We start from the raw sequence: 18,161 nt of genomic DNA, 5'->3' as shown, positions 1-18,161 counted from the left end.
CAGTTGGTCTTCTCGTTCTCCTCAAGCAGCCGCTCCTTCACCGCCGTCGTACGGATGTACCAGGACGGCTGCGCGTAGTACAGCAGCGCCGTGTGACAGCGCCAGCAGTGCGGATAGCTGTGCTCGTACGGGACGTGGCGGAAGAGCAGGCCCCGGTCCTTCAGGTCCTCGGTCAGCGCCTCGTCGGCCTTCTTGAAGAAGACCCCGCCGACCAGCGGCAGGTCCTCCTCGAAGGTGCCGTCGGGGCGGACCGGGTTGACCACCGGCAGTCCGTACGCCTTGCAGACGAGGAGGTCGTCGGCGCCGAAGGCGGGGGACTGGTGGACCAGACCCGTACCGTCCTCGGTCGTCACGTAATCGGCGTTGACGACGTAGTGCGCCTCCGCCGGGAAGTCCAGGAAGGCGAACGGGCGCTCGTACGTCCAGCGCTCCATCTCGCGGCCGGTGAACGTCTGGCCGGTGGGCTCCCAGCCCTCGCCGAGCGCCTTCTCCACCAGCGCCTGGGCGACGACGAGCTTCTCCTCGCCGTTCGTCGCGACGGCGTAGGTGACGTCCGGATGCGCGCCGACGGCGGTGTTGGAGATCAGGGTCCACGGGGTCGTCGTCCAGATCAGGAGCGCCGCCTCGCCGGCCAGCGGGCCGGAGGTGAGCGGGAAGCGCACGAAGACCGAGGGGTCGACGACCGTCTCGTAGCCCTGCGCCAGCTCGTGGTCGGACAGGCCGGTGCCGCAGCGCGGGCACCAGGGGGCGACGCGGTGGTCCTGGACCAGTAGGCCCTTGTTGAAGATCTCCTTCAGCGACCACCACACGGACTCGACGTACTCGGGGTCCATCGTGCGGTACGCGTCGTCCAGGTCGACCCAGTAGCCCATGCGGGTCGTCAGCTCGGCGAAGGCGTCGGTGTGCCGGGTCACGGACTCGCGGCACTTGGCGTTGAACTCGGCGATGCCGTACGCCTCGATGTCCTTCTTGCCGTTGAAGCCCAGCTCCTTCTCGACCGCCAGCTCGACCGGCAGGCCGTGGCAGTCCCAGCCCGCCTTGCGGCCCACGTGGTAGCCCTGCATGGTCCGGAAGCGGGGGAAGACGTCCTTGAAGACGCGGGCCTCGATGTGATGGGCCCCGGGCATGCCGTTCGCGGTCGGCGGGCCCTCGTAGAACACCCACTCGGGACGGCCCTCGGACTGTTCGAGGCTCTTGGTGAAGATCTTCTGCTCGCGCCAGAAGTCGAGCACGGCGTGCTCAAGGGCGGGCAGGTCGACCTGGGCGGGTACCTGGCGGTACTGCGGTGATGTCATGTGCGGGCTTCCTCCGGCGGACGTCTTCCACTTCCGTCGGAGGGACGAGAACCGAGCCGGTCCCCGCGGTACCACCCTCCTTGGCCCCGGGCGTGCGCCCCGGGCCCCCTCATTGGGGTGCGATGCCGGTTCTACTGGCCCTCCGGGGGCGTTCTTCCGGCGGCTCCGGGATGATCTTCACGACGCGCTCGCCCCCGGGCTCCCACCGTCCCCGGGTCGCTGCTGGCTGCGTACGACGCTACTCGTCCCATCCACGCCTCTCGCTCAGCCCAGTGTACGGGCCCCGGGGCACGGCGTCCGACCGGTTTACGCAGGGGCCGGGCGTGACCCGAATGGCCACACGGGGCGCGTCCGGCCTGAGCGCGGACCGGTGAGCGGCGGAAAGCCGGATTACCCGGCGGGGAGCTGGGCACAACGGATGGAGGCACACGGTGGTCCGGACACGGGGAGGCGGGATGCGGCGGCGTGCCCCGTTGCCGCGGGCCGGGGGTCGACTTATCGTCCCAGCACGACTCGCGAGCAAGATCACAGTGTGTGAAGGGGCCGCGGCCATGGTGGAGAAGAAGGCGCCCGGCGAGAAGACCTCCGCCAGCAAGGCGGCGGCCCGGAAGACCGCGTCGAAGAAGACCACGCCGAAGAAGACCGGGGCCACCGCGGCCCCGGCGACCACGGGGGCGGCCGAGGCCGCCGATCAGACGGGAGCCCACACGGTGGTAGCCAAGAAGAGCGCGGCCGGTACCCGGACCGCGGGCGAGGACGCGGCACCCGTGCCGCCCGCCCGGGGCGCCACGGCGCCGGGAGACCTGGCGGTACGGCCGGGCGAGGACCCCTGGACCCCGGAGGAGGTCGCCTCCGCGCGGGACGGGCTGACCGGCGAGATCACCCGGCTCCGCAACGAGCTGGAGGCGTCCGGTCTCGCGCTGGCCGGGCTGATGCGGGACTCCGGCGACGGGGCGGGCGACGACGAGGCCGACACCGGCACCAAGAACATCACCCGCGAGCACGAGATGCAGCTCGCCGCCAACGCCCAGGAGATGCTGGACCAGACCGAGCGCGCCCTGGCCCGCCTCGAAGCCGGCACGTACGGGCTGTGCGAGGTCTGCGGCAAGCCGATCGGCAAGGCGCGGATGCAGGCGTTCCCCCGGGCCACGCTGTGCGTCGAGGACAAGCAGAAGCAGGAACGACGAGGCTGATTCGCACGGGCGTGCCGTACCCTCGTCCTCAGTCGGGAACTAGGTTGAGGGACTCACGTGGCAGAGGCGGAGCGCATCATCGGTACGCCGGACATCACCGGGGCTGAGGGAAGCGGAGAGACCGGGCCTGACGGCGCGGCCGCTTCCCCGGAGCCGGTCGCGCCGGAGGCCCCGGAGAGCGGGGCCACCGCGGCGGACGCGGACGTCGACCGCTCGCCGGCCACCCGCCGGCGCCGGGTCATCCTGCTGTTCTGCGTCGCCGTCGTCGCGTACCTGCTCGACCTCGGCAGCAAGATGCTCGTCGTGGCGAAGCTGGAGCACCAGGAGCCGATCGAGCTCATCGGCGACTGGCTCAAGCTGGACGCCCTGCGCAACTCGGGCGCCGCGTTCGGCTTCGGCGAGGCGTTCACGATCATCTTCACGATCATCGCGGCGACCGTCATCGTGGTGATCGCGCGGCTCGCGCGCAAGCTCTACAGCCTGCCGTGGGCCATCGCGCTCGGGCTGCTGCTCGGCGGGGCCCTCGGGAACCTCACCGACCGCATCTTCCGCGCGCCGGGCGTCTTCGAGGGCGCGGTGGTGGACTTCATCGCCCCCGCCCACTTCGCCGTCTTCAACCTGGCCGACTCCGCGATCGTCTGCGGCGGCATCCTGATCGTCCTCCTCTCCTTCAAGGGCCTGGACCCGGACGGCACCGTCCACAAGGACTGAGGGAACGAGGACCGGGGACCGGGGGAACGGGACTGAGGAACGGGGAGCGGCGGGGGCAAGGCATACTCGACTGGTGAGTACGCAACCCGAGGTCCGCACCCTGCCCGTCCCCGATGGTCTGGAGGGCGAGCGCGTCGACGCCGCCATTTCCCGGATGTTCGGCTTCTCCCGCACCAAGGCCGCCGATCTGGCCGCCGCCGGCAAGGTGCAGGTGGACGGCGCGGTCGTCGGGAAGTCCGAGCGGGTGCACGGCGGCGCCTGGCTCGAAGTGGAGATGCCGCAGGCGCCCGCCCCGGTCCAGATCGTCGCGGAGCCCGTCGAGGGCATGGAGATCGTCCACGACGACGACGACATCGTGGTGATCGTCAAGCCCGTCGGGGTCGCCGCCCACCCCAGCCCCGGCTGGACCGGCACCACCGTCATCGGCGGCCTCGCCGCCGCCGGGTACCGGATCTCCACGTCCGGCGCCGCCGAGCGCCAGGGCATCGTGCACCGGCTCGACGTCGGCACCTCCGGGCTCATGGTCGTCGCCAAGTCCGAGCGCGCCTACACCCTGCTGAAGGCCCAGTTCCGCGACCGGGTCGTGGAGAAGAAGTACAACGCGCTGGTCCAGGGCCACCCGGACCCGATGAGCGGCACCATCGACGCCCCCATCGGCCGGCACCCCAACCACGACTACAAGTGGGCGGTCGTCGCGGACGGCAAGCCCTCGGTGACGCACTACGACCTCATCGAGGCGTACCGGGCCGCCAGCCTCCTGGACATCAAGCTGGAGACCGGCCGCACCCACCAGATCCGGGTGCACATGTCCGCCCACCGCCACCCCTGCGTCGGCGACCTCACCTACGGCGCCGACCCCACCATGGCCAAGCGCCTCGGCCTGACCCGGCAGTGGCTGCACGCGGTGAAGCTCGGCTTCGAGCACCCCGCGGACGGGAGCTGGGTCGAGTTCACCAGCACCTACCCCGACGACCTCCAGCAGGCGCTGGACCGCATCGCGGCGGAGAGCCAGTGACGGCCGGGCCCCTCGCGTACACCACCCGGACCGCCGCCGACGAGCAGGACCGCGCCGCCTGCTTCCAGGTGCGCAAGGAGGTCTTCGTCGGCGAGCAGAACGTGCCCGAGGAGATCGAGTACGACACCCACGACGCGGACGCCGTGCACGTCATGGCCGTCGCCGCGGACGGCACCGCGCTCGGGACCGGCCGGCTGCTGCACGGCCCCGCCGCCGCGTCGCACACCGGCGGGGACCCCACCGTCGGCTCGCTCGGCCGGCTCGCGGTGAGCAAGGAGGCCCGGGGCCTCGGCGTCGGCGCCGCGCTCGTACGGGCCATCGAGGACGCGGCGCGGAGCCACGGCCTCACCGCCGTCGACCTGCACGCCCAGACGCACGCCCTGGGCTTCTACGAGCGCCTCGGCTACGAGCCGTACGGCCCCGAATTCATGGACGCGGGCATCTCGCACCGGGCGATGCGCCGGACGATCTGACGCCCCGCCGCACCCCCTGACCCCGGGCGGCGGGGGGTGCATGGCAGGGTGAGGGGAATCGGCCGGGCGTGGACCGGGTCCGGCCGGAGCGCTTCGGAAGGCACCCCGTGGACCAGATGTCACTGCTGCTCCTGCTGCTGCTCGGGGCCGTGGTCACGGTCCCGCTGGGGGACCGGCTGAAGCTCCCGGCGCCGGTGCTGATGACGCTCTTCGGCGTCGTGCTGGCCTTCCTCAGCTTCGTGCCGAACGTGGACATCCCGCCGGAGATCATCCTCCCCGCGCTGCTGCCGCCGCTGCTCTACGCCTCGGTGCAGCGCACTTCCTGGCGGCAGTTCGCCGCGAACAAGCGGCCCATCTTCCTGCTGGCCGTCGCCCTGGTCTTCCTCACGACCGCCGCCGTCGCCGCGGTCGCCGACGCGATCGTGCCGGGGCTGCCGCTCGCCGCCGCCGTCGCGCTCGGCGCGCTCGTCGCCCCGCCCGACCCGGTCGCCGCCACCGCCGTCGCGGGGTCGGTCGGGCTGCCCCGGCGGCTCATCTCCATCCTGGAGGGCGAGGGGCTGTTCAACGACGTCACCGCGATCGTGCTGTACCACGTGGCCATCGCGGCGGCCGTCAGCGGCACCTTCTCGTGGCCCGAGGCGTTCGGGCTGCTCGTGCTGTCCGCGGTGGTCGCCGTCGTGGTGGGCGTCGCGCTGGGCTGGCTCACCATCAAGCTCATGGGGCTGCTCGGCGACGCCACCCTCCAGGTGGGCCTGACCCTGCTGGTGCCGTTCGTCAGCTATGTGCTCGCCGAGGAGCTGATGGGCTCCGGTGTGCTCGCCGTCCTGATGACCGCGATGTTCCTCGCGGAGCACACCGCGGACGCCGACGACGTGCTCGGCCGGCTCACCGGACGCACCTTCTGGGAGATCGTCGACACCCTCGTCACCGGGATCGCCTTCGGGCTCATCGGCCTCGAACTGCACAACGTGTTCGGCACGGCGGACGGGCGCCTGCTGGAGACGGCCGGCTGGGGCCTCGTGGTCGTCGCGGTCGTCGTCGGCGTACGGCTGCTGTACCTGCTGCCGGCCACCTGGCTCGCCAAACGGCTGCACACCCGGCGGGACGTCAGCGAGGAGATCCCCACCAGCTGGCGGGAGACCGTGATCATGTGGTGGGCCGGGATGCGGGGGGTGGCCTCCGTCGCACTGGCCCTCGCGATCCCGCTGGAGACGGACGACGGCAAGCCGTTCCCCGGCCGCGACGAGATCGTCTTCATCGCGTTCTCCGTGATCATGGTGACCCTGGTCTTCCAGGGGCTGACGCTGCCCTGGCTGGTGCGGCGGCTCGGGGTGCGCGCGGACACCGACGCCGAGGCGGCCCTGGAGAAGGACCTCGCGATCCGGGCGGCCAAGGCGGCCCGGGAGCGGCTGAAGAAGATCGAGGAGACCGAGGACCTGCCCGAGGACGTGGTCGAGCGGCTGCACCGGCTCGCGTACGACGTGGGGGCGCGGATCAGCCCGGAGATGGTGGACGACGAACGGCGCGACGCCTACGCCAGGCGCGTCGAGCGGTTCCAGGCGGTCAGCCGGATCCAGCGCGAGATGATGTCGGCCGCCCGCCACGCCGTGCTCTCCGCGCGCAGCGAGCCCGGCTCGGACCCGGAGGTCGTGGACCGGGTCCTGCGGCAGCTGGACGTCCGCAGCCTGCGCTGAGGGCCGCGCGGGTCAGCCGCGCCCCGTGCGCGGGGTCCGGTTCCAGCCGCTCGCGGACTTCTCGTCCTTGCCGTTCACGTGCACCGACGGCCAGGCGTCACCGGGCGGGAGCGCCGCGGGGGCCGTCGCGACCCGCGGCAGCGCGTACGGGTGGTGGTCGCGCAGCCAGCCGATGAGCTGCTCGCGGACCGCGCAGCGCGCCGTCCAGATGTCGTCCGCGTCCTTCGCCGTGACCACCGCGCGCACCTGGATCGTCGTCGGGGTGGTGTCCGTGACCGCCAGGGACCAGTTCCGGCCGTCCCAGGCCGCGCACTCGCCGAGGATGTCCCGCAGCTTGTCGCGCATCGCCTCGATCGGCGCCGAGTGGTCGAGGTGGAAGAAGACCGAGCCGGTCATCTGGGCCCCGCCGCGCGACCAGTTCTCGAACGGCTTGCCCGTGAAGTACGAGACCGGCATCGTGATCCGCCGCTCGTCCCACGTACGCACCGCGAGGAAGGTCAGCGTGATCTCCTCGATCGTGCCCCACTCGCCGTCCACCACCACGGTGTCGCCGATGCGGACCATGTCGCCGAACGCGATCTGGAGGCCCGCGAAGAGGTTGCCCAGCGTGGACTGGGCGGCGACACCGGCGACGATGCCCACGAGACCGGCCGACGCCAGCATCGAGGTGCCCACCGCCTGCATCTCGGGGAACGTCAGCAGCATGGCCGCGACGGCCAGGATCGTCACGATCGCGATGACGACCCGCTGGATCAGCGTCACCTGCGTCCGCACCCGCCGGACCCGCGCCGGGTCCCGGTTGTGGGCCGCCGCGTAGCGCGCGTACACCGAGTCCACGATCGCGATGGCGATCCGCACCACCAGCCAGGCGGACGCGCCGATCAGCACCAGCGTCAGCAGCCGGCCGATGCCCACCCGGTGGTCCTGGACCGGGCCGAGACCCGTCCGCTCGTACGTACCGCGCAGCAGCGCCGCGCACATGACCAGCTGGAACGGGATGCGGCAGCGCCGCAGCAGGCCCCACAGCGGGGTGTCGTGGTGCCGGGCGTCGGCGCGCCTGAGCAGGAAGTCGAAGAACCAGCCCGCCGCCAGGGTGAGCACCACCGAGCCGCCGAGGACGATCAGCGGCCGCAGAACACTCTCCATGCTGTCGCTCCCCATCCCTTCGAACGCAACTGGCACCATGGGCGTCATGAACATCATGCTTTTCCACTCGATGTACGGTCTGCGCCCCGCCGTGCACGCCGCAGCCGAACGGCTGCGCGCCGCAGGGCACGAGGTGCGCGTGCCCGATCTGTTCGAAGGGCACACCTTCGATTCGGTGGAGGAAGCGGAGGCGTTCCGGGAGGAGACCGGCAAGGAGGAGCTGCTGAAGCGCGCCGTGCTCGCCGCCGCGCCCTATTCCGACCAGGGCCTCGTCTACGCCGGCTTCTCGCTCGGCGCCTCGGTCGCCCAGACGCTGGCCCTCGGCGACGAGAAGGCGCGCGGGCTGCTGCTCTTCCACGGCACCTCGGACATCGCCGAGAACGCCTCGGTGGACGAGCTGCCCGTACAGCTGCACGTCGCCGACCCCGACCCGTACGAGACGGCCGACTGGCTGAACTCCTGGTACCTGGACATGCAGCGGACGGGGGCGGACGTGGAGGTCTACCGCTACCCGGGCGCCGGCCACCTCTTCACCGACCCGGAGCTGGCGGACTTCGACCGGGAGGCGGCGGAGCTGGCCTGGAAGGTCGCGATCGGTTTCCTCGCCACGCTGTGACGACGGGCGAAGGGCTCCGCGCGGGTCGCGCGGAGCCCTTCGGGAGAACGCCGGGGCGGGTCAGCCGCGGTAGGCGGCCCAGCTGTCGCTCATCCGCTGCACCTGGCCCGGGGTGAACTGGGTCATGCAGGCGTCGTACGTGTAGTCCATGAAGTTGTGGACCGGGTCGGCGCCGGACTGCTTGGCGCAGGAGTCGCGGCCGGTCGGGCACTCGTACGCGGGGGTCTTCTCGGCCGGGGTGTCGTCGACGTAGTCGCCCTTGCCGTTGCAGCCGCCCTGGAACGTGTGGTAGAGCCCCATCCAGTGGCCGACCTCGTGCGTCGCGGTGTCGCCCTCGTCGTAGTGCGTCGCGGGGCCGCCGGGCAGCGAGGCGTCGAGGATGACCACGCCGTCCATGGACGGGCTGGACGCGTAGGAGCTGGGGAACGTCGCCCAGCCGAGCAGCCCGCCGCCCAGGTTGGCGGTGTAGATGTTGAGCGCGTTCTTGCCGCCCTTGCGCAGGGCCGTCTTCATCGCCTTCTCGGCCGACGAGCCGGAGGAGAGGTTGTACCAGGAGGCGTTGTCCGTGTAGTCGGTGCCGGCCAGGGAGAACTGGAAGCCGGTGGCGTTGTTCCCGGTGCCCTGGCCGCTGTACGCGGCGTTCAGCACGCTCATCTGGCTGCTGATGTCGCCCGAGGTGAGCTTGCCCGTGGTGCCGGAGTGGATGACGTGGAAGTAGACCGGGATGGTCGCGCCGGCGGCGAGCGTGGGGCCGGTGAGGCGGCGCTCGGCGAGTCTCTGTCTCAGCTGCTTGTCGATGGCCGCGGCCTGGGCGCTGGTGATGTCGTTCGGGTCGGCCGCGTGCTGGGGGCCGCCGGGCCGGGACTGGCGGGCCGCCGCGGAGGCCGGGGCGTCCGCGCAGGCGTCGGCGGACCTGGCCGCGGTGGCGCCGCCGGACGCGGCGGTGGCGTCGGAGGGAACGGAGAGGGGCGCCAGGGCCAGGGTTCCGGCCAGGGCGGCGATGCCGATCGCGTGATGGCGCAAACGCGGTGATATGCGGGCAAGAGTGCGCACGGGGGCTCCTCGCGGACGTGGGAAGGGGAGGGGTTTCCTCACCCGTCGCCGGGAGATTACGTGCGCATGTCATGTCAGGGCAGAGGTGATCCGGCCCAATGATCCGGGGCGCAGACCGGGGCAACGGGGAGAAAATCTCCTCCCCGGCCCGGAGTTTGGAATACGGACTTCAGGTATCGGTGCGCCCGAGTGGTCGGTGTGTCCGGATTCCGCCCACGCGGAAAGCCGTTCGAAATGGAGTCGTCATCGGCCGGTGACGCGCCCATCGATGGCTGGATCACAACGGTCGTGCGCGGGTGCGCGAGCCGATGCGGAAGGGGGGCGGACCCGGGCGGGTCCGCCCCCCTTCCGAAAGGAGCCGGCCGGAGATCAGCCCTTCAGCGCTGTGTCGATCGCCGCGTTGAACTCGTCCACCGTCATCGGCGCGTTCGTGCCGTCGCTGCCGGTGACCTTCTTGCCGTCCATGACGAGGGTCGGCGTGCCGGTCACGTCGTCCTTGTTCTCGTCGAAGGTCTTGGACATCTGCAGGGCCCAGGCGTCGTACGTGCCGTCCTCGACGGCCTTCTGGAACTCCTTGTTGCCCTTGAGTTCCTTCACCGAGTCGGCCACCTTGATCAGGTAGCTGTCGTCCTTGAACTTGTCGTCGGTCTCCTCCGGGTGGAACTCCGCCGAGTACAGGGCGCTCTTGAAGTCCAGGAAGGCGTCGGTGCTCACGTTCAGCGCCGCGCCGAGCGCGCTCAGGGCGTTCTTCGAACCCTCGCCGTTGCTGCCGATGGAACCGTCGCCGAGGCTGTCGCCGTCGATGAACGACGCGCCTATGTACTGGATCTTGTACTTGCCGTCCTCGACGTCCTTGGCGATGGTCGAGCCCACGGTCTGCTCGAACGAGGCGCAGATCGGGCAGCGGGAGTCCTCGTACAGCTTCAGGGTCTTCTTCGCGCTGTCCTTGCCGATGACGACGGTGGTGCCGTTCTCGCCCGAGGTGTTCTTGGGCGTGACGACCTTCGCCTTGTCGTCCTTGACCGCCTGCCAGTGGGACGGCTTGTTCAGTTCCATGACGGCGTAGCCGACACCGGCCGCGACGGCGAGGACGCCGACGGCCGAGACGGCGACGATGACCTGCCGGCGGGCCTTGTCCTTCTTCGCCTGGCGCTCGCGCTCCGCGCGCAGCCGCTCGCGGGCGGCGGACTTGTTGGCCTGGCTGTTGCGCTTGCTCATGGTGGTGTTCTCCGTATGGGGTGGGTCGTGCGGTGCGGGGCTCGCGTGCTCAGAGGGCACAGGCCCCGAGCGGCGGACCCCTCCGTCCCACGGAGTGCACGAGGAGGCGGGCGCGGGCCGGCAGCAGCGGCCGGGACACGGCGGCGCGGGCCCCGGCCCGCGGCGGGCGGCCCGCCGTGCGCACCACGGCCACCGCGACCAGCAGCGGCCGGAACGCCAGCAGCGCGCCCGCCCGGAGCAGCCCGGCGAGCGCCAGCTCCCCGCGGTGCAGCCAGGCGGCGGCGAGCAGCCCGACCGTGACGTGGGCGGCCAGCAGCAGCCAGGGGACCAGCGGGCCGGGGGAGGCGAGCAGCGCGGCGGCGCCCCGGCCGCCCGCGGTCACCGACGCGAGCGGGGTGGTGACGTCGCCGAGCTGTGCGGCGCCGGGGCCGAGGTCGCCGCCGCCGCACAGGACGTCGACGCCCACCGAGCGCAGGGGGCCCGCTATCGGGCCGCCCGCCGCTCCGTAGCAGAGGTGCTGGCCGGTGGTGAAGAAGGTGTCGGCGGCCAGCTCCAGGGGGACCAGCAGTCCGGCGATCGCCCCGAAGCCGCGCTGGCGGCCGGCCAGGGCGTAGGCCGCCGCGAAGACGGCCCCGGCCAGCACGGCGACGGGGACCAGGGGCAGCGCGACCTGGGAGAGCAGCACGTGGGACGCGGCGGAGAGCGTCACGACGAGCGCTGTGAAAAGCGCCGCGCGTGCCGCTCTGAGCTGCGTCCCGGATATGTCCATCGCCCAGGAGTGTCGCATGCGAACCTGTAAGCGACCCCTAAAGGTTCCGTTTCACTGCCTAGAGGCCCGGGATGCGGCCGTTGCGGAAGAGGTCCACGAAGATCTGGTGGTCCGCGCGGGCCCGGGCGCCGTAGCTGTGGGCGAAGTCCACGAGGAGCTCCCCGAAGCCCTCCTCGTCGGCCGCGATGGCGGCGTCGATCGCCCGCTCCGTGGAGAACGGCACCAGCGAGTGGCCGCTCTCGTCGTCCGCCGCCGCGTGCATCGTGGCCGTGGCCCGGCCGAGGTCGGCGACGACCGCCGCGATCTCGTCGGGCTCGTCGATGTCGGACCAGTCCAGGTCCACCGCGTACGGCGACACCTCGGCGACGAGCTGGCCGGCGCCGTCGAGCTCGGTCCAGCCGAGCCACGGGTCGGCGTGGGCCTGGAGGGCGCGCTGCGAGATCACCGTGCGGTGGCCCTCGTGCCGGAAGTAGTCCCGGACCGCCCGGTCCGTGATGTGCCGGGAGACGGCCGGGGTCTGGGCCTGCTTGAGGTAGATCACCACGTCGTTCTCCAGGGCGTCGCTGTTGCCCTCCAGCAGGATGTTGTACGAGGGCAGCCCCGCCGAGCCGATGCCGATGCCGCGCCGGCCCACCACGTCCTTCACCCGGTACGAGTCCGGCCGGGTCAGGCTCGACTCCGGCAGCGTCTCCAGATAGCCGTCGAACGCGGCCAGCACCTTGTACCGCGTCGCCGCGTCCAGGTCGATCGCGCCGCCGCCCTCGGCGAACCGGCGCTCGAAGTCGCGGATCTCGGTCATCGAGTCCAGCAGCGAGAACCGGGTCAGCGAGCGGGCGGTCCGCAGCGCGCCGAGCAGCGGCCCCTCGGCGGTGTCCAGCGTGAACGGCGGTACCTCGTCGTTCTTGGCGCCCGTGGCCAGGGCGCGGATGCGCTCGCGGTAGGCCGCCGCGTAGATCCGTACCAGCTCGGTGATCTGCTCGTCGCCCAGCGCCTTCGCGTACCCCAGCAGGGCGACCGAGCCGGCGAAGCGCTTGAGGTCCCAGGTGAAGGGGCCCACGTACGCCTCGTCGAAGTCGTTCACGTTGAAGACGAGGCGGCCGTTGGCGTCCATGTACGTGCCGAAGTTCTCCGCGTGGAGGTCGCCGTGTATCCAGACCCGGCCGGTGCGCTCGTCCAGATACGGTCCGCCGTGCCGCTCGTGCTCCAGGTCGCTGTAGAACAGGCAGGCCGTGCCCCGGTAGAACGCGAAGGCCGACGCGGCCATCTTGCGGAACTTGACCCGGAAGGCGGCCGGATCGGCGGCCAGCAGCTCCCCGAAGGCGGTGCCGAAGACCTCGAGAATCTGCTCCCCGCGCCGCTCCGCGCCGGTCTGCGTGTCCGACATCTGTGACTGCCTCCTGGTACCTGACCTGGGTGATGACGTGCATGACAAAAGGGACGGGTGGTCCCGTCCTTCCAACGCGCGACCGTATCGCGGAGTGCCCGTCGCCGGGCTCCTCGGAGACGTAGACTTCCACGCTGTCCCCCAGACATCCCGAGACGTCACCCGTCCCGTCATCCCCATTTCCCCGGAGGCACAGCGCCGTGACCAAGCCGCCCTTCACGCACCTTCACGTCCACACCCAGTACTCGCTGCTGGACGGTGCCGCGCGGCTCAAGGACATGTTCAAGGCGTGCAACGACATGGGCATGACCCATATCGCCATGACCGACCACGGCAACCTGCACGGGGCGTACGACTTCTTCCACTCGGCGAAGAAGGCGGACGTGACGCCGATCATCGGCATCGAGGCGTACGTCGCGCCCGAGTCGCGCAAGCACAAGCGGAAGATCCAGTGGGGCCAGCCGCACCAGAAGCGCGACGACGTCTCCGGTTCGGGTGGCTACACCCACAAGACGATCTGGGCGGCGAACGCGACCGGTCTGCACAACCTCTTCAAGCTGTCCTCCGACGCCTACGCCGAGGGCTGGCTCCAGAAGTGGCCGCGTATGGACAAGGAGACCATCGCGCAGTGGTCGGAGGGCTTGATCGCGTCCACCGGCTGCCCCTCCGGCGAGGTCCAGACGCGGCTGCGGCTCGGCCAGTTCGACGAGGCCCTCAAGGCGGCGTCCGACTACAAGGACATCTTCGGCGAGGGGCGCTACTTCCTGGAGCTGATGGACCACGGCATCGAGATCGAGCGCCGGGTCCGCGACGGGCTCCTGGAGATCGGCAAGAAGCTCTCCATCCCGCCGCTCGTGACGAACGACTCGCACTACACGTACGCCTCCGAGGCGACCGCGCACGACGCCCTGCTCTGCATCCAGACCGGCAAGAACCTCTCCGACCCGGACCGCTTCCGCTTCGACGGCACCGGCTACTACCTCAAGACCACGGACGAGATGTACGGCGTCGACTCCTCCGACGCCTGGCAGGAGGGGTGCCGCAACACCCTCCTGGTCGCCGAGCAGATCGACACCTCCGGGATGTTCGAGAAGCGCGACCTGATGCCGAAGTTCGACATCCCCGAGGGCTACACGGAGATCACCTGGTTCCAGGAGGAGGTCCGCGTCGGGATGAACCGCCGTTTCCCGAACGGCGTCCCCGAGGACCGGCAGAAGCAGGTCGAGTACGAGATGGACATCATCATCCAGATGGGGTTCCCGGGGTACTTCCTGGTCGTCGCCGACTTCATCATGTGGGCCAAGAACAACGGCATCGCGGTGGGCCCCGGCCGAGGCTCCGCGGCCGGGTCGATCGTCTCGTACGCGCTGGGCATCACCGACCTCGACCCGATCGAGCACGGACTGATCTTCGAGCGGTTCCTCAACCCCGAGCGCGTCTCCATGCCCGACGTCGACATCGACTTCGACGAGCGCAGGCGCGTCGAGGTCATCCGCTACGTGACGGAGAAGTACGGCGCCGACAAGGTCGCCATGATCGGCACCTACGGCAAGATCAAGGCCAAGAACGCGATCAAGGACTCCGCCCGGGTCCTCGGCTACCCGTACGCGATGGGCGACCGCCTCACCAAGGCCATGCCCGCCGACGTGCTCGGCAAGGGCATCGACCTCAACGGCATCACCGACCCCAGCCACCCGCGCTACAGCGAGGCGGGCGAGATCCGGGCGATGTACGAGAACGAGCCGGACGTCAAGAAGGTCATCGACACCGCCAAGGGCGTCGAGGGCCTGGTCCGGCAGATGGGCGTGCACGCCGCCGGCGTGATCATGTCCAGCGAGCCGATCGTGGACCACGCCCCGGTCTGGGTGCGGCACACCGACGGCGTCACCATCACGCAGTGGGACTACCCGCAGTGCGAATCGCTCGGCCTGCTGAAGATGGACTTCCTCGGGCTGCGCAACCTGACGATCATGGACGACGCCATCAAGATGGTGAAGTCCAACAAGGGCGTCGACCTGGAGATGCTCGCGCTCCCGCTGGACGACCCCAAGACGTACGAGCTGCTGTGCCGCGGTGACACGCTCGGCGTGTTCCAGTTCGACGGCGGGCCGATGCGCTCGCTGCTGCGCCAGATGCAGCCCGACAACTTCGAGGACATCTCCGCCGTCTCGGCCCTCTACCGGCCGGGCCCGATGGGCATGAACTCGCACACGAACTACGCCGAGCGCAAGAACGGCCGCCAGGAGATCACCCCGATCCACCCTGAGCTGGAGGAACCTCTCAAGGAGGTCCTGGGCCTCACCTACGGCCTGATCGTGTACCAGGAGCAGGTGCAGAAGGCCGCCCAGATCGTCGCCGGCTACTCGCTCGGCGAGGCCGACATCCTGCGCCGCGTGATGGGCAAGAAGAAGCCCGAGGAGCTGGCGAAGAACTTCGTCCTCTTCGAGGCCGGTGCCAAGAAGAAGGGCTTCTCGGACGCGGCGATCAAGGCGCTCTGGGACGTCCTGGTCCCGTTCGCCGGGTACGCGTTCAACAAGGCGCACTCCTCCGCGTACGGCCTGGTCACCTACTGGACCGCGTACCTCAAGGCGAACTACCCCGCCGAGTACATGGCCGCCCTGCTGACCTCGGTCAAGGACGACAAGGACAAGTCCGCCGTCTACCTCAACGAGTGCCGGCGCATGGGCATCAAGGTGCTCCCGCCGAACGTCAACGAGTCGGAGTCCAACTTCGCCGCGCAGGGCGACGACGTGATCCTCTTCGGGCTCACGGCCGTCCGCAACGTCGGCCAGAACGTCGTGGACTCGATCATCCGGTGCCGCAAGGCGAAGGGGAAGTACAGCTCGTTCCCCGACTTCCTGGACAAGGTCGAGGCCGTCGTCTGCAACAAGCGGACCGTGGAATCCCTCATCAAGGCCGGCGCCTTCGACGAGATGGGCCACACCCGCAAGGGGCTCGTCGCCCACCACGAGTCCATGATCGACAACGTGGTGCAGGTCAAGCGCAAGGAGGCCGAGGGGCAGTTCGACCTCTTCGGCGGCGGCGAGGAGGACAGCGACGAGCCGGGCTTCGGCCTCGACGTGGAGTTCTCCGACGTCGAGTGGGAGAAGTCCTATCTGCTGGCCCAGGAGCGCGAGATGCTCGGGCTCTACGTCTCCGACCACCCGCTGTTCGGTCTGGAGCACGTCCTGTCCGACAAGTCGGACGCGGCGATCTCGCAGCTCACCGGCGGCGAGCACGCCGACGGCGCGATCGTCACCGTGGGCGGCATCATCTCCGGCCTCCAGCGCAAGATGACCAAGCAGGGCAACGCCTGGGCCATCGCCACCGTGGAGGACCTGGCCGGCTCCATCGAGTGCATGTTCTTCCCCGCCACCTACCAGCTGGTCTCCACCCAGCTCGTCGAGGACACCGTCGTCTTCGTCAAGGGGCGCCTCGACAAGCGCGAGGACGTGCCGCGCCTGGTCGCCATGGAGATGCAGGTCCCCGACATCTCCAACGCGGGGACCAACGCGCCCGTCGTCCTGACCATCCCCACGGTCCGGGTGACCCCGCCCATGGTCAGCCGGCTCGGCGAGGTGCTGAACAGCCACCGCGGCGACACCGAGGTGCGCATCCGGCTCCAGGGCCCCCGCAAGACCACGGTGCTCCGGCTCGACCGGCACCGGGTGAAGCCGGACCCGGCACTCTTCGGTGACCTGAAAGTGCTGCTCGGGCCGTCCTGCCTGGCGGGCTGAGGTTTCGTACGCGTACGAGAGGGGCGGCCCCGCCGGTGCGGGGCCGCCCCTCTCGCTGTGCCGGGCCTGCCGGGAGTCCGGTCAGTTGTGGCCGAAGCGCCGCTGATGCTTGCGCGCGACATCGGCAGGGCTGCCCTGGGCCTGGGACTGCATCGAGCTCTGCGCCTCGGCGGCCGTCGAGCGCGCCTGCTCGGAGGCGCGCTCCGCCTGCGAAGCGCGGTCGTTCTGGCTGCCCTGCTTGCGGTTCTTGTTCTTGGCCATGGTGTTCCTCCTATAAGGACTCTCGGGGCCAGGACCACCGTCAGATTCACATAATCGGATAAACATCGCATGTCGGATCATTACCGTGCGTAGCGACAGGGTATGATGCGCGCTTTTCGTGATCCGCCACGCCGATGATCGAGTTCCGGCCGTTAACCCCGGCGTGGTCGGGCAGACTCGAAGGAACCCTGAGAAAACCCGATCCCGAATGCCTGGAAGAGGGTGGAACGCGTGGACCGTTGCGTCGTCCTGGTGGACGCCGGCTATCTGCTGGGCGCAGCCGCGAGTCTGCTGGCAGGAGAGCCCGCCCGGTCCCGCATCACCGTCGACCACGCGGCCCTCATCCAGCAGCTGCGCGAACGCGCCGAGGCCGACACCGCACAGCCGCTGCTGCGGATCTACTGGTTCGACGGCGCCCCCGACCGCGTCCCGCAGCCCGAGCACCGCAGGCTGCGCGTGATGCCCCGGGTCACCGTCCGGCTGGGCGCCCTCACCCGCAGCGACGGGCGCTGGGCGCAGAAGGGCGTCGACGCGGCGATGCACGCCGAGCTCACCGAGCTCGCCCGCAACCGCGCCTGCTCGGACGTGGTCCTGGTCACCGGCGACGGTGACCTGCTCCCCGGCCTGATGTCCGCCAAGGAGCACGGCGTCGCCGTCCACCTCTGGGCCGTCCAGGCCGCCGACGGCGACTACAACCAGTCCGAGGACCTGGTCGCCGAGGCCGACGAGCGCCGCGTCCTGGACCGCGCCTGGATCACCCAGGCCGTCCGGGCCAAGGAGACCGGCGGCCCGTGCGCCCCGCCGCCCGCCCCGCGCCCCGAGATCGCCGCGATCCTCTCCGCCCCGCTGCCCGAATCGGCCCTCGCCGCCTCCGCCGAGCGCGCGTCCCGGGCCGCCGCCGAGACCGAGTCGGTCCGCGACGACGAGGAGGCGGCCCCCCGGCCCGGTGAGAGCCCCGCCCAGCCCGCGCACGGGCACGGGCACGGCACCAAGGGCGTGCCCACCCCGAAGGACCTCGCCGGCACCCTGCGCGGGCCCGTCGTACCGCCCGCCCCGCAGCCGGCCCCGCAGCCCGCGGCGACCCTGCGCTGGTCCTCCGACCGGGGCTGGGTGGAGCGCGGGGGCCCGCTGGGCGAACCGGCGGAGACCGCGTCCCTGCCGACGCTCGCCCAGCTGACCAGCGCCGAACAGCGGTGGGCCGACCGCGAGGAGGACATCACCACGGTCGGCGGCGACCCCTTCGAGGTGGGGCAGGTCTTCGCCCGGCGCTGGCTGGAACGGCTCCCGGAGACCGGCCACCTGCCGAAGCTCTCCGCCCTCTACCCGCGCATCCCGCACCGCATCGACGGCGAACTCCTGCGGTACGCGGCCCGCTTCGGCCTCCTCGCCCACAAGGACGACCAGATCGACGAGCACGACCGGTACGCGATCCGGGCGGGCTTCTGGCGCGAGATCGACGTACGGGCCGCCGCCGACCACGCCCCGGCGGCCGAGCGGGCCGCGGAGAAGGCCGGGAGGGCCGGGCCCTCCGGAGACTGATTCCGCCTCGCCCGACGGCTGGCCGGTCCGGCCGCTCCCGGGGCGGCGGTGTCCGAT

15 protein-coding genes are annotated in these 18,161 nt (G+C 70.8%); 8 read left to right on the top strand and 7 right to left on the bottom strand.

Annotation, left to right across the window (positions count from 1 at the left end; translation table 11 throughout):
- Positions 1–1,295: class I tRNA ligase family protein (locus FKN01_RS11305; protein ID WP_143619154.1), on the bottom strand; the 1,295-nt coding region annotated here is incomplete at its 3' end.
- Positions 1,296–1,846: 551 nt separating this feature from the next.
- Here FKN01_RS11305 and FKN01_RS11295 point away from each other — a divergent pair.
- The 5 genes from FKN01_RS11295 to FKN01_RS11275 all read left to right on the top strand — a co-directional run bounded on the left by FKN01_RS11295 (position 1,847) and on the right by FKN01_RS11275 (position 6,381).
- Entirely contained in the window at positions 1,847–2,488 is a 642-nt protein-coding gene (locus FKN01_RS11295; protein ID WP_143619152.1) for a TraR/DksA C4-type zinc finger protein, read from the top strand.
- Positions 2,489–2,545: 57 nt separating this feature from the next.
- Complete coding sequence (gene lspA / locus FKN01_RS11290) at positions 2,546–3,199, top strand: signal peptidase II (protein WP_143619150.1); 654 nt, start codon at positions 2,546–2,548, stop codon at positions 3,197–3,199.
- Between the two features lie 73 nt (positions 3,200–3,272).
- Positions 3,273–4,214 (top strand): RluA family pseudouridine synthase, encoded by a 942-nt coding sequence (locus tag FKN01_RS11285; protein ID WP_143619148.1) that lies wholly within the window; start codon positions 3,273–3,275, stop codon positions 4,212–4,214.
- A complete protein-coding gene (locus tag FKN01_RS11280; protein WP_143619146.1) occupies positions 4,211–4,687 on the top strand; it encodes a GNAT family N-acetyltransferase in 477 nt (158 codons plus the stop codon). The genes FKN01_RS11285 and FKN01_RS11280 overlap by 4 nt, the downstream gene beginning before the upstream one ends.
- 107 nt (positions 4,688–4,794) lie before the next feature.
- On the top strand, positions 4,795–6,381 hold the full coding sequence (locus FKN01_RS11275) for a Na+/H+ antiporter (RefSeq protein ID WP_143619144.1): 1,587 nt from the start codon (positions 4,795–4,797) through the stop codon (positions 6,379–6,381).
- 12 nt (positions 6,382–6,393) lie between these two features.
- On the opposite strand, the gene FKN01_RS11270 is transcribed toward FKN01_RS11275, so the two are convergent.
- On the bottom strand, positions 6,394–7,527 hold the full coding sequence (locus FKN01_RS11270; RefSeq protein ID WP_143619142.1) for a mechanosensitive ion channel family protein: 1,134 nt from the start codon (positions 7,525–7,527) through the stop codon (positions 6,394–6,396).
- A 37-nt stretch (positions 7,528–7,564) separates the two neighbouring features.
- On the opposite strand from FKN01_RS11270, the gene FKN01_RS11265 reads away from it, so the two are divergent.
- Positions 7,565–8,143 (top strand): dienelactone hydrolase family protein, encoded by a 579-nt coding sequence (locus FKN01_RS11265; protein ID WP_143619140.1) that lies wholly within the window; start codon positions 7,565–7,567, stop codon positions 8,141–8,143.
- A 60-nt stretch (positions 8,144–8,203) separates the two neighbouring features.
- Here FKN01_RS11265 and FKN01_RS11260 read toward each other — a convergent pair whose 3' ends face one another.
- The 4 genes from FKN01_RS11260 to FKN01_RS11245 form a co-directional block, all read right to left on the bottom strand.
- Positions 8,204–9,196, bottom strand: a complete 993-nt coding sequence (locus FKN01_RS11260; RefSeq protein WP_260696848.1) for a zinc metalloprotease — start codon at positions 9,194–9,196, stop codon at positions 8,204–8,206.
- 369 nt (positions 9,197–9,565) lie between these two features.
- Positions 9,566–10,414, bottom strand: coding sequence for a thioredoxin domain-containing protein (locus FKN01_RS11255; protein WP_143619138.1), 849 nt, complete (start codon positions 10,412–10,414; stop codon positions 9,566–9,568).
- A gap of 49 nt (positions 10,415–10,463) precedes the next feature.
- The gene (locus FKN01_RS11250) at positions 10,464–11,183 is read right to left on the bottom strand and encodes a hypothetical protein (protein ID WP_185992808.1); all 720 of its coding nucleotides are present in this window, start codon (positions 11,181–11,183) and stop codon (positions 10,464–10,466) included.
- 58 nt (positions 11,184–11,241) lie between these two features.
- The gene (locus FKN01_RS11245) at positions 11,242–12,567 is read right to left on the bottom strand and encodes a DUF2252 domain-containing protein (protein WP_143619134.1); all 1,326 of its coding nucleotides are present in this window, start codon (positions 12,565–12,567) and stop codon (positions 11,242–11,244) included.
- Between the two features lie 200 nt (positions 12,568–12,767).
- Between FKN01_RS11245 and dnaE the strand changes: the two genes are divergently transcribed.
- Complete coding sequence (gene dnaE / locus FKN01_RS11240) at positions 12,768–16,304, top strand: DNA polymerase III subunit alpha (RefSeq protein ID WP_143619132.1); 3,537 nt, start codon at positions 12,768–12,770, stop codon at positions 16,302–16,304.
- Positions 16,305–16,385: 81 nt separating this feature from the next.
- Here the strand turns inward: dnaE and FKN01_RS11235 are convergent, their stop codons facing one another.
- On the bottom strand, positions 16,386–16,565 hold the full coding sequence (locus tag FKN01_RS11235) for a hypothetical protein (protein WP_143619130.1): 180 nt from the start codon (positions 16,563–16,565) through the stop codon (positions 16,386–16,388).
- A gap of 222 nt (positions 16,566–16,787) precedes the next feature.
- Between FKN01_RS11235 and FKN01_RS11230 the strand changes: the two genes are divergently transcribed.
- The gene (locus FKN01_RS11230; RefSeq protein WP_143619128.1) at positions 16,788–18,104 is read left to right on the top strand and encodes an NYN domain-containing protein; all 1,317 of its coding nucleotides are present in this window, start codon (positions 16,788–16,790) and stop codon (positions 18,102–18,104) included.
- The last annotated feature ends 57 nt before the right edge of the window (positions 18,105–18,161 follow it).

Source organism: Streptomyces sp. 130, from assembly GCF_007096885.1.
Lineage (GTDB): Bacteria > Actinomycetota > Actinomycetes > Streptomycetales > Streptomycetaceae > Streptomyces.
Note: the sequence above shows the minus strand (reverse complement) of the source record. Positions and strands in the feature narration are given on the sequence as shown.

Excerpts from the sequence above, each read along its gene's own strand:
- FKN01_RS11255 (WP_143619138.1), bottom strand. The coding sequence starts at position 10,414 with ATGAGCAAGCGCAACAGCCAGGCCAACAAGTCCGCCGCCCGCGAGCGG.
- FKN01_RS11295 (WP_143619152.1), top strand. The coding sequence starts at position 1,847 with ATGGTGGAGAAGAAGGCGCCCGGCGAGAAGACCTCCGCCAGCAAGGCG.
- FKN01_RS11250 (WP_185992808.1), bottom strand. The coding sequence starts at position 11,183 with ATGGACATATCCGGGACGCAGCTCAGAGCGGCACGCGCGGCGCTTTTC.
- FKN01_RS11265 (WP_143619140.1), top strand. The coding sequence starts at position 7,565 with ATGGGCGTCATGAACATCATGCTTTTCCACTCGATGTACGGTCTGCGC.
- FKN01_RS11235 (WP_143619130.1), bottom strand. The coding sequence starts at position 16,565 with ATGGCCAAGAACAAGAACCGCAAGCAGGGCAGCCAGAACGACCGCGCT.
- FKN01_RS11245 (WP_143619134.1), bottom strand. The coding sequence starts at position 12,567 with ATGTCGGACACGCAGACCGGCGCGGAGCGGCGCGGGGAGCAGATTCTC.
- FKN01_RS11270 (WP_143619142.1), bottom strand. The coding sequence starts at position 7,527 with ATGGAGAGTGTTCTGCGGCCGCTGATCGTCCTCGGCGGCTCGGTGGTG.